This is a genomic window from Methylocella sp., from assembly GCA_037200525.1.
Classification (GTDB): Bacteria; Pseudomonadota; Alphaproteobacteria; order Rhizobiales; family Beijerinckiaceae; genus Methylocapsa.
The window spans coordinates 443,172-456,642 of the sequence record JBBCGG010000001.1 but is presented as its reverse complement, the minus strand read 5'-3'; the positions used below and the strand labels follow the sequence as shown (position 1 = coordinate 456,642).

Sequence of the window (13,471 nt, the reverse complement as noted above, 5' to 3'; positions counted from 1 at the left end):
AATGTCGACTTTGCCGGGACGCAGCCGAGCAAACGTCTCGCGGCGCGGAGGGAGGCCTTTATGGAGGCCGCGCGCGAGGTTTTCCAGGAAAAGGGCTTCGCCGAAGCCACTTTGGATGATGTGATCTCGCGGTCCGGCGGATCGCGGCAGACGCTCTATGGGCTGTTCGGCGGTAAGCAAGGCCTGTTCGAGGCCCTTATCATCGAGACGTGCGAGACGATCTTTGAGGGCTTGGCCCCGGAAAAATTAGCGCCGCGTCCCCCCCGCGAGGTGCTGGAGGAGGTCGGCATCCGCTATCTGGACATCGTGACCTCCGCCTCGACTCTCAGCCTCAATCGCCTCATCATCGCCGAAGCGCCGCGCATCCCGGAAATCGCCGAACAATACTGGAAACTGGGTCCGGGCCGCAGCCGGGAATTCCTTGCGGAATTTTTCGACCGCCAGATCGAACGGGGTCAGCTTCAGCTGCCAGATAGCCACAAAGCGGCCGATCATTTTCTCGAAATGTTGTCTGGGACAATAAGGTTTCAATGCCTCATCGGCGTGCGGCGGCCGCCGGCCGCCGCCGAGATCAAGCGGATGGTGGAGGCGGCGGTCGAGCAATTCCTGCAAGGCTGCATGCCGAAGAAAGCCGAACCGACGCCGCGCTTGACTGCTCCCGTCTGACGGCGTGTGCGCCAAGAGACGCGCCGTCAAAATCCCTGCAGAACGATCTTGCCCTTGGCCTTTCCACTCTCGATCAGAGCATGCGCCTTCTTCAGATTGGCGGCGTTGATCGGTCCAAGATTGTCGGCAAGCGTGGTGCGGATCACCCCTGCGTCAATGAGGTCGGCGACCTCGTTCAGCAGCCTATGTTGCGCGATCATATCTTCGGTTTCAAACATAGATCGCGTGAACATCGATTCCCAGTGGGCGGACACCGCCTTTCGCTTCAGAGGATTGATGTCGAGAGTCTTGGGGTCGTCGATCACGCCGAATCGGCCTTGCGGTTTAATGACTTCGACGATTGCGGGAAAATGCTGCTCGGTGGCGGTCAGGCTGGCGATATAATCGATCTCTGCGACGCCAAGCTTCTTCAACTCCTCTGGGAGCGGCTTGGCATGGTCGATGACGTGATGGGCGCCGAGATCGAGGCACCAATTGCGGGTTTGCGGACGCGATGCCGTGGCGATGACGGTGAGGCCGGTGAGGCGGCGGGCAAGCTGAATGAGAATCGAGCCGACGCCGCCAGCTCCGCCGACGATGAGCAGACTGCCGCCGGCGGAGCGCTCGCCTCGGCCAACGCCGAGACGGTCGAATAGCAATTCCCAAGCGGTGATCGTAGTCAGGGGCAAAGCTGCCGCTTCGGCGATGGAAAGGGTTTTGGGCTTGTGTCCGACGATCCGTTCATCGACGAGGTGGAACTCGGCGTTTGTTCCCGGGCGGGTGATCGATCCGGCATAAAACACCTCGTCGCCCGGCTTGAATAAAGTCACGTCCTTGCCCGCGGCTTCGACCACGCCGACCGCGTCCCAGCCCAAAATCTTCACGTCTCCCGCGTCCGGCGCGGATCGCATTCGCACCTTCGTATCGACGGGATTGACCGAAACGGCCTTGACGGCGACGAGCAGATCGCGCGGCCCCGGGACCGGGATGGGCAGGTCGAGATCAAGCAGCGAATCTGCGGCGGCGATGGGTAGGGATTTTCGATAGCCAACGGCTTTCACTTTGTCTCCGGGAGATGAGATCGCGTCAAACTGAACCGACCATTCTATGTGGTTGTTTTGACGCGTAGTCTGGGCTGAGAACTCTGCAAGTCTCGCCGAGCCGAGCATAGCTCCTTCATTGCGCATATGGCAAAACGCGCATATGGCAAAACGGCGAGGTTTTGATGCGCCGCCGTTTGCGCCATGTTCCGTTCGGGCGGGGCGTTTCGAGCGAGCGGGTGAAGACGCCTTGTGAAAACGGCTGGCGGCGAGCTAAATGGGGCATCCGGTTCAGCCGCGCTCAACCTTCAATTCGAACGATGTCGAAGGCGCTCCTCGGCGGAGAGTCCTGGCCGAAGATTAGGATGCGAGCGGCGACGCCCGGGGTTTGACGAGAGAAAAATAAGTGCCATTCTGGCCGCAATTTATCGCCGAGCATTCGCAAGCCGCGGCGGACGCAGCGGCGCTTCTCCTCGCGGGCCTTTCAGTCCTCGCTCTATCGCCGCGACTCGGCGCTGTGTGGAGGGCGATTGGGCAGACGGGCTTATTCGTCGCTCTGACCACATCGCTGCTTGCTCACGGCGTCGAGCCCTACCAGCCGCAACCTGCGTCGAGCGCAAGCGCCGCGCATCAGTTGGGCATCTACTTCCTCGTAATTCTGTGGTGGTGCGCGCTCGGCTGGAGCCTCGTCGCCTTCGTCCGCGCCTTCGTGATCTTCGAGCGAAAGCCGAACGAAAGCCAATTGTTCCAACAGCTTTTAGCCGCGCTCATCTATCTCGGGGTCGCTCTGGCGATCGCCAGCAACGTCCTTCATTTCGCGGTCGGCGCGCTTCTGGCCACATCGGGCGCGGTTGCGATCATCCTTGGTCTGGCGTTGCAGAGCACGCTCGCCGATGTTTTTTCGGGGATCGCCATCAGTCTCGGGCGATCCTACAGTATCGGAGACTGGATTGTCGTCGATAGCGGCTTCGAAGGCCGCATCATTGCCGCATCATTGAAGCCAATTGGCAAGCCGTTCACCTCCTGACGGCCAGCAATGATCTTGCCGTCATTCCCAACAGCGTCCTCGCCAAAGCAAAGCTCGTCAACAGAAGCAGTCCGAACGAGACGCATGGCGCGACAACTTTAATTCGTCTGCAGCCGTCTGTGCTTCCATCGCGAGCCGTGGAGGTGGCCCTGGAGCGTCTGGCCAGTTGCAACTTGATCTTGCGCGCGCCGCCGCCGACGGTGTCGATCAAGACGCTGAGCGCCTCTGAGATTGAACTGGAGATAAGTTATAGGATTCGTGACCGATCGATCGTCGGCGCCGCCCAGAACGAAGTGCTGGATCGCCTTTTCCGTTGCATCATGGCAGCCGGAATGAGATTCGCTCCGACGCCGGGCAGCATCGAAATCTCGACGTCTGCGCCCGATAGCGAAGATGGTCTCGCCGCGCCTCTCGCGCTCGTCCATTGGCTGCCGCTCTTCTCCTCGCTTAGCGAACAGCAAAAGACGGTCCTCGCCGGAAAGATGACCCGGAAGGCCTACGCGGCTGGTGATATGGTGCTTCAGCAGGGGGCCGTGTCGCAAGCGCTGACAATCCTGCGATCAGGGGTGGTCGCCATCTACATTTCGAAGGATGGGCGCGAGTATGAATTGGCGCGATTGGCCCCGGGCGACTATTGCGGCGAGGCGGGTTTTCTTTTGGGCGAGCCGCAAAGCGGCTCGGTGCGCGCCTTGACGCGTTCGATTGTCTACGACATAAAAACGGAAGATCTTGCGCCCCTTCTTAGAGAGCGCCCGACCCTCTCGGAAGAGCTCGGCCGCGTCCTGTCCCGCCGCCGCGCTCTTGCTGAGGCCGATGAGGCTGGCGTGGCGAACCATGAAGATCGCTCGGCGAAGCGTTTGTCCGACCGCATCAGGCAGCTGTTCAAACTTGATTGAATGGCGGAACCGCGCGGCGCGATTGTATATCGGTAACGGTAATCGCAGTGATCATGGCGACAGGTCTTCCGTTGCGAATGTAATTCAGGCAAATACCGAAGTCGCGCAACCCCAGCTAGGGGCCAAGTCAGCAAATATTAAAGTAATATAAAGAGAATATAAGGAATTAAAGCATGACGGATTATTCGCGCCGGAATCTCTTGGCCGTTGGCGCGGCCGGCGGTTTGATCGCAGCTGCGGCTGGCTCTGCGAGAGCGGACGGCTTCGTCGCCCAGCCGGGCGATGGCGGTTTCGCATTAAATTCGACTTCGCTGCCGGCCGGCGAAAAGATCGTCCATCACAGCGCTGGCGATGTCGAGGCTTTGCCCGACTTTCATTTCTCCTTGGACGCCGGCAAGCCGAAGGTGACCTCAGGCGGCTGGGCCAAGGAAGCCACCGTCGAGAATTTCCCGATCTCCAAAGGCATCGCCGGGGTGCACATGTACCTTGAGCCCGGAGCCTCGCGCGAGCTGCACTGGCACGCGATCGCGGCCGAATGGGCCTTTGTTCTCGACGGCCGATGCCAGGTGATGGTCCTCGATCCGTTCGGCCAAAGAGAGGTCGCGAACTTCGGGCCGGGCGATGTCTGGTTCTTCCCCAAAGGTCACGGCCACTCGATCCAGACGATCGGCGACAAACCCTGCCATTTCATCCTTTCGTTCGACAATGGCGCATTCTCGGAGCACGGCACGTTCTCGATCACCGACTGGATCAGCCTGACGCCAAAGGACTTGCTCGCCGAGAACTTCGGCATTCCGGCCAGTTTCTTCGACACGCTGCCCAAGGGCGAGACCTATATCAACGCAGGGCCGATCATTCCGGAGTCGCGCGCCAGGGAAGTGCTCCTGCCGCCCGGCCTGACGCATAAATACTCGCTCATGGATCTTGCTCCCAAAATCGACACCAAGGGCGGCCAACTGCGTCTTGCGACCCAGAAGGAGTTCCCGATGTCGAAGTCGATGTCCGGCGGCGTGATGACGCTGAAGCCCGGCTCGATACGCGAGATGCACTGGCACCCCAATGCGAATGAATGGCACTACTATCTGAACGGTCAGGCCGAGGTGGCCCTGTTCGGTTCGGGAGGACGCGGCAAGGTCAAGAGCTTCGTCCCTGGCGACGTCGCCTATATCCCGGCGGGATATGGACATGCGATTCGCAATGTCGGCAACCAGGATGTCGAGATCGTGATCACGTTCGATTCGGGCGAATACCAGGAAATCACCCTTTCGGACTGGATGGCGGCGAGCCCGAACTATCTCCTCGCGAACAATTTTGGCGTCAGCGACGACTCGTTCGACAAATTCCCCAAGACCTCCGAGCATATTCATAAAGCCGGCTGATCTTTGCGCGGGTTCCGCCAGCGCGGGACCTGCGACTAAGCCTTAGGGGCCGCTCGGAATTGACATGCCGCCCGCCGCCGAGCTGAAGCGACGGCGGCGCTCAAGACCGCGAAATAGCGACCGGCGGCGAATGCGCGCCGGTCGCTCATTGTTCAATCAGGCAAATTCGTTCAGCTTGTCGAAATGCTCGGCGAGCAAATAATAAAAGGTCAGCCGAGACTTCGTCCGATCTTCTTTCATTGCTTCGCAGACGGCATTAATGGCTCCGTCGAGATCTCCGGCGTGAACCCCTAGGCAGTAGTGACGAATTACCTGAGCATGATAGCAATAGCGGCGAGCAATACGAAGCCTCGGTAGTTTGCGAGGAGCTTGTCGTATCGGGTTGCGACGCGCCGGAACTGCTTCAGTTTATTGAAGAAACGCTCGACGAGATTGCGCTCCTTGTAGAGCGCCTTGTCGTAGGGGAGCGGCGCGCGGCGATTGGATTTTGATGGGATCACCGGCTCAGCCTCACGCATAAGAACAGCCTTGCGCAAGTGATTGGCGTCATAACCTTTATCGGCGATGATCGCATCGGCCGCAAAGCCTTCGATCAGGGCGTGCGCTTTTGTGATGTCGTTGCGCTGCCCAGGTCCGAGAAGGAGCCGAACGGGGTTGCCGAGCGCGTCTGTCGCGGCGTGGATTTTGGTGCTCAAACCACCGCGAGAGCGGCCCAGGCCATGGGCATCCGCCCCCCTTTGGCGATCCTTGCGCCGGCCGCGTGCTGATGGGCGCGCACGATTGTTGAGTCGATCATCAGCCATTCGAGATCGGCCTCGGCGGTGAATGCCTCAAGAAATCCGTCCAAGGCGCCGCGCTCGATCCAGCGATAGTAGCGGCGTTTCACCGCCTGATGGTCGCCGAAGCGTTCGGGCAGATCGCGCCAGCGGCCGCCCGAGCGGGCCATCCATAACAGCGCGTCGACGAAGCGTCGATTGTCGCAGCGCGGCCCGCGCTGGCCGGCTCTTCCGCCTGGCACAAGATCACAAAGCCGCTCCCATTGATCGTCTCGCAGCGCATCGACATCCCGAATCATCAAGGCTGATCTCCAAAAATCAGCCTTGAATCATGGAAAGATCCTCGCGAGAATCCCCCAAACGCCGAATTCGTCACCACGGCCTAGTTTCTTTTTGAGAAAGTTTTCGCGCACCGTCTCCCGTTCGGCCGGATCGCTGCACGCTACATATTTCGAGTCAGGTTGGCTCAGCACGAGCCGATAGGTCTTCTCCATGGCGGCCAGCGCGGCCTCGTTGACGGGCTTTTTGGCGTATTTTTTGACGTCGGCAAGATGATCAGTCATCGCGGAGCTCCATTGTGCTCTTTGGGCCGCTTAGATGAAAATCTCGTGACTTCGTGATTCGCTTTTTATTGGCGGCCGTAAGTAAAAACTTCACAAAATAGCAACGAGGTCAATGGGCGATCATGGGCGGCATTGGGGGCGTCGCCTGGACCCAAGTTTTTGCGGTGCGGCGGCGCAGTTGTTCTTGCCGCTCATTGTTCTACGCTCGCAAAAGGCGCTCCGGATGTTTAGCCACAACGCGATGATTTAAGACATATGCTCAAAACCGAATGAATTGCGGCGCGGCTCCTTAACGGCGCCGCCAAAGACGGCCCCTGCGTCTGATGCGCAAGCGCCGCGAAGCTTTCTTCGGGCATGGTTTCGAAAACTCTGCTGCTTTTCGGCATGATGCGGTAAGACATAGGAAAGCGCGGCCATCCTGTCGGGAGCGTCATGAAACGCATCTTTGATTTTGTCTGGCCCGCGATCGGCGTGATCGCGGTTGGCATCTCCGTTTGGCTTCTGTACCGGGAGTTTCGCGGCCAATCCGTCGGGCCGGAAGTCTGGCGTCAGCTCCAGGCGATTCCTCCGTCGCGCTATCTTTTGGCGATCGGCTCGACTTTCGTCGCCTATGGCGCGCTGGCCTGGTACGACAGAATTGCGCTGCGTCACCTCAGAATCACGCATATTTCCTGGGTTTTCATTTCGCTTTGCTCCTTCACCACTTACGCCATCGCGCATAATATTGGCGCGACCGTCGTATCGGGCGGAATGGTGCGCTATCGCGCCTATCATTCCAAAGGGCTGACTGCGGCGCAGGTTGCAATTCTCGTCGCCATTTGCTCGCTCACCTTTGGCCTTGGCACCATGCTGATGGGCGGCCTTATTCTCGTGTTCGAACCAAATCAGCTATCGCGATTTGGCGGCATATTGCCGGACTATTTCACCGACCCGACGACAGCCTTCGCAATCGGGATCGTCTTGCTGATCTTGGTGGCGGTCTATGTGATCGGCTCCATTTTCAAATTTCCGCCGCTGATCATTCGGGGGTTTCGGCTCGAGTATCCGGGGCCCGGCATCGCCATCAGGCAACTTCTCGCCGCGCCGCTGGAGCTTTTGGGCGCTGCGGGCATCATCTATTTTGCTTTGCCGGCGGTGGGCAATCCCGGCTATTTCGTCGTGCTCGGCGTTTTTCTCGCAACGTTTTCGGCCGCGCTGGTGTCGAATGCTCCCGGCGGTATCGGCGTTTTCGAGCTTTTGTTCATCAAGGCCATGCCTGCGACCCCGCAAGTTGAAGTGCTGACCGCCCTCCTCGTGTTCCGGCTCTTCTATCTTATTCTTCCGCTTTGCATTTCCTTGATTGTCGTCATCTTGTTCGAGCGCGGCAAGCTCAAGGAAGCACTGCATCATGAAGCGAAATCCGCCGCCTCAGATCACCGGGAAGTCAGCCCGCGCGTCGATCAGCGACAGGTTGACTATCCCTGAGAGGCTGCGCCGAGCGGCGGTCTCGACGCCCTTCAACAGGAGTCGAGGCCCCGGCAGCCTGCCTTTCGATGCGCTTATTTCTTGAGTTTGGTCCAGACGCGATCCATCAGTTTGATCGCCTCTTCGGGACACACCGGCGTAAAGGTCATTTTGGTGCCGGCTGGGACCTTGAGCTCAGGCGCGTCTTTCAGAGCCGAATCATAATAAGCGTCGCTGCCGGAGACGGCGCTGGCATAATGGGTAAAGTTCGACGATAGCCCGCTGTTTTCCGGCTTCATCATGAATTCGATGAATAGCTTGGCGTTCTCTGGGTCTTTCGCGCTGGTCGGCACTCCGATGTTGTCCATCCAGGCGACGACTCCCTCCTTCGGGAAGATGAACTTGATGTCGGGGTTATTGGCGCGCGCGCGCGCAGAGTCGCCGCTCCAGACCTCGTGGATCCAGGTCTCGCCGGAGCCTTGCCGGTCGATGATGCCGTCGGAATTGTAAACCTTGACGCTTGGGGCCTGCCGCTCAAGCAGCTCCGACACTTTCTTCATGTTGGCAGTATCGGTCTGGCAGGGGGGCAAGCCGAGATACATCTCGGCAAGCGAGATGACCTCGCTTGGCGAGCCAAACATGCCGACCTTGCCCTTGGCTTCCGCGGGCGGCTCGAAAAGGAGCTTCAGCGAGTCGGCCGGCTCCTTGATGAATTTTGTATTTACCGAGAACGCCGTCACGCCCCAGTCGTAGGGGATCGTATATTGGTTGTCCTTATCCCAGGCTGGGCTCCGCCAGCGCGCTTCCATGTTGTCGTAACCCGGCAATTTGGGCGCGTCGATCTTCTGGATCAGGCCTTCCTTGGTGAAGATCGGCACGAAATCGGACGACATGATCACGATGTCGTATCCAGCCGAGCCCGATTTCAATTTGGCGAGGAGGGTCTCGTTGGAATCGTAGGTGTCGAGCGTCACCTTGATTCCGGTCTCCTTCTCGAACTTCGCGATCAAATCGGGCGAGGTGTAATCGGTCCAATTGTAGATATAGAGCTCGCCTGCGGCATGGGCGGCGCTCGCCGCCGCCAGACCGGCCACGATCGCGGTCGCCGCGAGGGACTTCAAAATCATATGTTTCATCGGCAGGATCCTCATGTTGCAGGAGCTTCAGGCTTTCAGGGTCCGACTCCGGGCTAGAAAGAATGAAAGGACGACGGTCGCGATGGACACGACCAATAGGATGGTCGCGGCGGCGTTGGCTTCGGGCGTCACGCCAAGACGCAGCATCCCGTACAGATAGACCGGCAGGGTCGTGGCGCCCGCGGGAGCCACCATCAGCGTGATCAGGAAGTCGTCGAGCGACACCACGAAGGCGAGCGTCGCTCCGGCGACGATGCCCGGCATCAGAAGCGGCAAGGTCACGCGACGGAAGACCTGCCATTTGTCGGCATAAAGGTCGCGCGCCGCATCCTCGATGTCGCGAGGCATATCCCTGAGTCGAGCCCGGATCGGCAGCAGCGCGAATGGGATGCAGAACACGATATGGGCCAGGATGACGTTCCCGAGCCCGGCGCGGAGGCCGATCGCGCTGAAGAAAATCAGGGTCGCTATGGCGGTGACGATTTCCGGCGCGATCAATGGCATGGCGACCAGGGCTTCGCCGGACGCGCGTCCCGGAAAGAACTTCGCTCGCTCGAACGCCAGCGCCGCCGGGATTGCAACCAGAGTCGAAACGGGCGTCGCGACGGCGGCCACGATCAGGCTGTTGATGGCGGACCGGCGCAAGTCTTCATTTGCAATGGCCTTGACGAACCATTGCGTGCTGAACCCGGTCCAGATCAGGGCCGCCCGGTTGGCGTTGAACGCGAAAATGATGAGAACTGCGAGCGGGGCGTAAAGAAACGCCAGCGCGAGAAGGCTTATGACGCGGTACTCGGGCATTCTGCGCCAGTTGAAGCCCCCCTTGGCGCTCATGCCTCGATTCGAGCGCGCCGCCAAGCGCTCCACATCAGCGATCCCAAAACGAAAGCCATGAGAATCATCGACAGCGCGGCCCCGAAGGACCAGTCGCGCGAGGTCGTGAATTGTTGTTGGATCAAGGTGCCGATCATCAGCTTTTTGCCGCCGCCGAGAATGTCCGGCTGCAAAAAGGCCCCGAGCGCCGGCACGAAGACCAGCAGCGCTCCGGCCGCGACGCCGGGCTTCGCGAGGGGCCAGACCAGCTTGCGCATGATCGCCCACCTGTCGGCATAAAGATCGTAGGCCGCCTCGATCATGCGCGGATCGACCTTTTCCAAAGAGCCGTAGATCGGCAGCGCCATGAACGGCAGGCTCGAATAGATGAGCCCGAGCAAGATTGCGCCGTCGGAATACAGGAAGGTGATTGGCGCATTGATCACGCCAATGGCTTCGAGCCCCTCGTTGACGAGCCCTTGGTCGCGTAGCAGCAATACCCAGCAATAAGTGCGGATGAGCAGGTTGGTCCAGAACGGGATGGTGACGAGCAGCACCAAAATCTGGCGCATGCGCGGCGGGCGCGTCGCCATATACCAGGCGAGCGGCAGCCCGATGAGGAAGCAGCCTAGCGTCGTCAGAACCGCCTGGATTAGCGAGCGGGCGAAGATCTGAAGGTAGGTGACGTCGAAAATGAGGGAATCGTCGAGGTCGCGGTCATAGAAGAACCGGACGTAGGAGCCGACCGTGAACGGAGGCCGCACCCCGCCATAAGGGCTCGGCGTCATGAAGGAATATACGAGCGCGATCGTCATGGGCAAAAGCATGAAGATCACAATGGTCAAGAGCGCTGGTCCGGCCAGCAGCGCCGCGCGATCGCGTTTACCCGATGCGAAGACCAAGAATCAGGCCTCCAGCGGAACGAGCGCGGCAGGCGGGAATTGGCAGCTGACCGCATCGCCAGGCGCAAGCGAGGCCGGCAAATCCGCCCGCTCCGCTTTGATGGTCAAACCCTCATTGAGGGCGATCGAATAGGATGTCCTGGCCCCGAGATAGGTAATCTCGACAATGCGTCCGGGAAGCCCTGATTCCTGAGTCCCGGGTCCCGCCAAAAGCACAACTCGCTCAGGCCGGATCGCCGCGAAGGCGGCCGGAAGACCGACGAGCGAGCCGGGAAGCACATTAGCTTCCCCGATGAAGTCCGCTACGAACCGGCAGCTTGGATGCTCGTATATGTCGGGCGGACGGCCGAGCTGGAGGATGCGGCCTCCCGACATCACGGCGATCCTGTCTGACATTGACAGGGCTTCCTCCTGATCATGGGTGACGAGCAGGAAGGTGATGCCGGTTTCGCGCTGGATGCGCTTCAGCTCGGCCTGCATGCCGCGCCGCAGCTTCAGGTCAAGAGCTGACAGCGGCTCGTCGAGCAGCAGCAGTCGCGGCTGCGGCGCAAGCGCTCGGGCGAGCGCGACGCGCTGCTGCTGGCCGCCCGAGAGCTGGTCGGGGCGGCGCTTCGCCATGGCTTCGAGCCGCACGAGGCGCAGCATCGCGGCGACTCGCTCCGTCACTTTCGGGCCGCGCAGACCCTGGCGCTCGAGTCCGAAGGCGACGTTTTGCTCGACCGTCATGTGGGGAAACAGCGCATAGGACTGGAATACGGTGTTGACTGGCCGTTTGTTGGGCGGATCGCTCGCCACATGCTTGTTGTCGAGCAGAATGACCCCGGAACTTGGGTGTTCAAACCCTGCGAGCAATCGCAACAACGTGGTCTTGCCGCAGCCGGACGGTCCAAGGAGCGTGAAAAATTCGTTCGCCATGATGGTGAGCGAGACATCGTCGAGAGCGGTGACGGCCCCAGATCCCGTCCCGAAAGTCTTCGTGACGTTCTGAGCCTGCACCAGCTTTGCGGCCTCATTATCGTGGATCATCACGGACGGCGGATCGGCTGGCGCCCCCTGCGCCAAGCGGCGCTCGACCACGGAATCGTCAAGACCAATGCGATAGTGCGGGTGGGACAGACGCCCAGACGTCAATGACTGCATGCCGCCTTCCCTCATCCCCAGGCAACCCTTTCCCAAGCAGGGACCATGCCACGGCGCCGCATTGAAGAAAATTCAGGCTACGCGCGACATTTTGCAGCGTTTCTATCATAGGAAACGAGCAATCGATATCAAGAGAAGCGTTGTTGCCGCCTAATGCGGCGGCATCGGAATGAATATCGGCGGGAGGCCGGGGAAATTCGAGCGGCTTTTGATCCATGCGTCGTCCGCGCCCTGCGGTTTCAGGTAGACGTAAAAACGATTGTTGCGCTCGACGATGTCGTCCTTGGGCTCGCTGCTTTGGCTGATCAGCATGTCGCTCTGAATCAGCACGTGCATGTAACCCGGAATCAACTGTGACCAGTCCTGCACGTCGGCCTGGAACGTCAGCGAGTATTCGCGCCCGCCGTCGAGCTTGACCACGCCCCAGGCGCTCCCGGCGGGAGCCTGCGACGGCGTTTCTCGCCAGGTCAGGCCCGATTGGACGAAGACGCGGGGCGGATTGAGCATCACATAGAGCGGCGCCGCGGGATTTGCATTCTGCATGTAGATCGTCGCCCGGTAGGACTTGCCGTCCGGCTCGTATGCGACTCGCGTCAATTCCACGTAAAGATTGGAGAACGCCGCGTTGCGAAGCGCGAGATCCGCCTTGCCGCGCTCGGCGAGGGCGCGTCGCTGGCTCCAGCCGACGCCAAAGTCGGCGAGGAACCACACCCCGATCACAAGCAGGAAGATCTGCAAGAGCCGCGAATCGAGGAAGTCGAGCCCGCGTCCGATGCCTTTGGAGACCGCCGATGAAGCGAGCGCGCGCCGGGATGGAGCGGCGTCGCGGATTTGGGCGCGCAAGGAGTCCACAGAGGCTGACGACGCCGCGAACGCGGGCTGAGGCGCCGCCGCGGCGGAGGCCGGCGCCCGATCAGAGCCATCGAGCGCGACGAGGGTCTCCCAGAGGCTGACGATAAGTTCGTCCTTTTGCGCATCCGTAAGCTGGCCGAGATCCGGGAGTTTAGGCGGCCGCGTCACGATGCGGCTTTCCTCGCGCGGCTCATGGCGATCACGCCGTCGGCGATCTGCACGACCTGTTCGGCCTCAGCGGCTAACGCGAGATTGTGGGTCACGAGGATCAAGGTCGTTTTCCGCTCGCGGTTGACCCCCAACAAAAGCTCCATGATTTCGCGCTCGGTCTGCTCGTCGAGATCCGACGTTGGTTCGTCGGCCAGCAGCAGGATCGGGTCATTGATCAACGCCCGCGCGATCGCCGTCCGCCGCTGCTCGCCCGCCGACATTTCGGAGGGGTAGGCGTCGAGATGGGAGCCAAGTCCGACCTCAGTGAGGAGCTTGATGGCGCGTGCATATGGGTCATCTTTCTTCCCGCAGCGATCGAGGAGAAGCGGCAAGGCGACATTGTCGATCGCCCGGAGCGTCGGCAGCAGGCTTGCGAACTGGAAGATGTAGCCGATCCGGCGATTGCGAAAATGCGCCAGCGCGTCGTCGCCAAGCGACCAGATATCGGCCCCTTCGATTAAAATCTTGCCCGTTGTCGGCCGGCTCAGGCCGCCGATCATTGCAAGGAGGGAGGATTTACCCGAGCCCGAACGGCCAATGATCGCCGCATATCGGCCGGCCCCCACTTCGAGATCGACTTCTCGCACGGCGTCCACGAAGCCTCGGTCCGTGCGATAGGTTTTGGTGAGGGCGAGACAGTTCAGCACGG

13 protein-coding genes and 2 pseudogenes are annotated in these 13,471 nt (G+C 60.4%); 5 read left to right on the top strand and 10 right to left on the bottom strand.

The genetic code is table 11. The features are described from left to right. Nucleotides 1–60 precede the first annotated feature (60 nt). The gene (locus WDN46_02155) at nucleotides 61–666 is read left to right on the top strand and encodes a TetR/AcrR family transcriptional regulator (protein ID MEJ0092258.1); all 606 of its coding nucleotides are present in this window, start codon (nucleotides 61–63) and stop codon (nucleotides 664–666) included. Nucleotides 667–692: 26 nt separating this feature from the next. Here WDN46_02155 and WDN46_02150 read toward each other — a convergent pair whose 3' ends face one another. Next, nucleotides 693–1,706 carry a zinc-binding alcohol dehydrogenase family protein gene (locus WDN46_02150; protein ID MEJ0092257.1) on the bottom strand — a complete coding sequence of 338 codons (1,014 nt, stop codon included), beginning with the start codon at nucleotides 1,704–1,706 and terminating at the stop codon, nucleotides 693–695. 385 nt (nucleotides 1,707–2,091) lie between these two features. On the opposite strand from WDN46_02150, the gene WDN46_02145 reads away from it, so the two are divergent. From WDN46_02145 to WDN46_02135, 3 genes are all read left to right on the top strand, one after another. Further along, nucleotides 2,092–2,712 carry a mechanosensitive ion channel family protein gene (locus WDN46_02145; GenBank protein ID MEJ0092256.1) on the top strand — a complete coding sequence of 207 codons (621 nt, stop codon included), beginning with the start codon at nucleotides 2,092–2,094 and terminating at the stop codon, nucleotides 2,710–2,712. A gap of 137 nt (nucleotides 2,713–2,849) precedes the next feature. After that, nucleotides 2,850–3,608 carry a cyclic nucleotide-binding domain-containing protein gene (locus tag WDN46_02140; protein MEJ0092255.1) on the top strand — a complete coding sequence of 253 codons (759 nt, stop codon included), beginning with the start codon at nucleotides 2,850–2,852 and terminating at the stop codon, nucleotides 3,606–3,608. Between the two features lie 173 nt (nucleotides 3,609–3,781). Further along, nucleotides 3,782–4,987: a cupin domain-containing protein gene (locus WDN46_02135; GenBank protein ID MEJ0092254.1), complete on the top strand. Its 1,206-nt coding sequence runs from the start codon at nucleotides 3,782–3,784 to the stop codon at nucleotides 4,985–4,987. Between the two features lie 156 nt (nucleotides 4,988–5,143). Here the strand turns inward: WDN46_02135 and WDN46_02130 are convergent. From WDN46_02130 to WDN46_02120, 3 genes and pseudogenes are all read right to left on the bottom strand, one after another. Beyond that, nucleotides 5,144–5,281 (bottom strand): annotated as a pseudogene (locus WDN46_02130) (DUF2853 family protein). A gap of 14 nt (nucleotides 5,282–5,295) precedes the next feature. Next, nucleotides 5,296–6,062, bottom strand: a pseudogene (locus WDN46_02125) (IS5 family transposase). A 30-nt stretch (nucleotides 6,063–6,092) separates the two neighbouring features. Continuing rightward, on the bottom strand, nucleotides 6,093–6,326 hold the full coding sequence (locus WDN46_02120) for a DUF2853 family protein (GenBank protein ID MEJ0092253.1): 234 nt from the start codon (nucleotides 6,324–6,326) through the stop codon (nucleotides 6,093–6,095). 432 nt (nucleotides 6,327–6,758) lie between these two features. Here WDN46_02120 and WDN46_02115 point away from each other — a divergent pair, with 432 nt between their 5' ends. Next, on the top strand, nucleotides 6,759–7,790 hold the full coding sequence (locus WDN46_02115) for a lysylphosphatidylglycerol synthase domain-containing protein (GenBank protein MEJ0092252.1): 1,032 nt from the start codon (nucleotides 6,759–6,761) through the stop codon (nucleotides 7,788–7,790). A gap of 74 nt (nucleotides 7,791–7,864) precedes the next feature. Here the strand turns inward: WDN46_02115 and WDN46_02110 are convergent, their stop codons facing one another. The 6 genes from WDN46_02110 to WDN46_02085 all read right to left on the bottom strand — a co-directional run bounded on the left by WDN46_02110 (nucleotide 7,865) and on the right by WDN46_02085 (nucleotide 13,469). After that, nucleotides 7,865–8,905, bottom strand: coding sequence for an extracellular solute-binding protein (locus tag WDN46_02110; protein ID MEJ0092251.1), 1,041 nt, complete (start codon nucleotides 8,903–8,905; stop codon nucleotides 7,865–7,867). A 27-nt stretch (nucleotides 8,906–8,932) separates the two neighbouring features. After that, nucleotides 8,933–9,739, bottom strand: coding sequence for an ABC transporter permease (locus tag WDN46_02105; protein ID MEJ0092250.1), 807 nt, complete (start codon nucleotides 9,737–9,739; stop codon nucleotides 8,933–8,935). Further along, complete coding sequence (locus tag WDN46_02100) at nucleotides 9,736–10,620, bottom strand: ABC transporter permease (GenBank protein MEJ0092249.1); 885 nt, start codon at nucleotides 10,618–10,620, stop codon at nucleotides 9,736–9,738. The genes WDN46_02105 and WDN46_02100 overlap by 4 nt, the downstream gene beginning before the upstream one ends. 3 nt (nucleotides 10,621–10,623) lie before the next feature. After that, nucleotides 10,624–11,646, bottom strand: a complete 1,023-nt coding sequence (locus tag WDN46_02095; GenBank protein MEJ0092248.1) for an ABC transporter ATP-binding protein — start codon at nucleotides 11,644–11,646, stop codon at nucleotides 10,624–10,626. Between the two features lie 264 nt (nucleotides 11,647–11,910). Beyond that, nucleotides 11,911–12,780 (bottom strand): hypothetical protein, encoded by an 870-nt coding sequence (locus tag WDN46_02090; protein ID MEJ0092247.1) that lies wholly within the window; start codon nucleotides 12,778–12,780, stop codon nucleotides 11,911–11,913. After that, nucleotides 12,777–13,469 (bottom strand): ABC transporter ATP-binding protein, encoded by a 693-nt coding sequence (locus WDN46_02085; GenBank protein ID MEJ0092246.1) that lies wholly within the window; start codon nucleotides 13,467–13,469, stop codon nucleotides 12,777–12,779. The genes WDN46_02090 and WDN46_02085 overlap by 4 nt, the downstream gene beginning before the upstream one ends. Nucleotides 13,470–13,471: the final 2 nt, after the last annotated feature.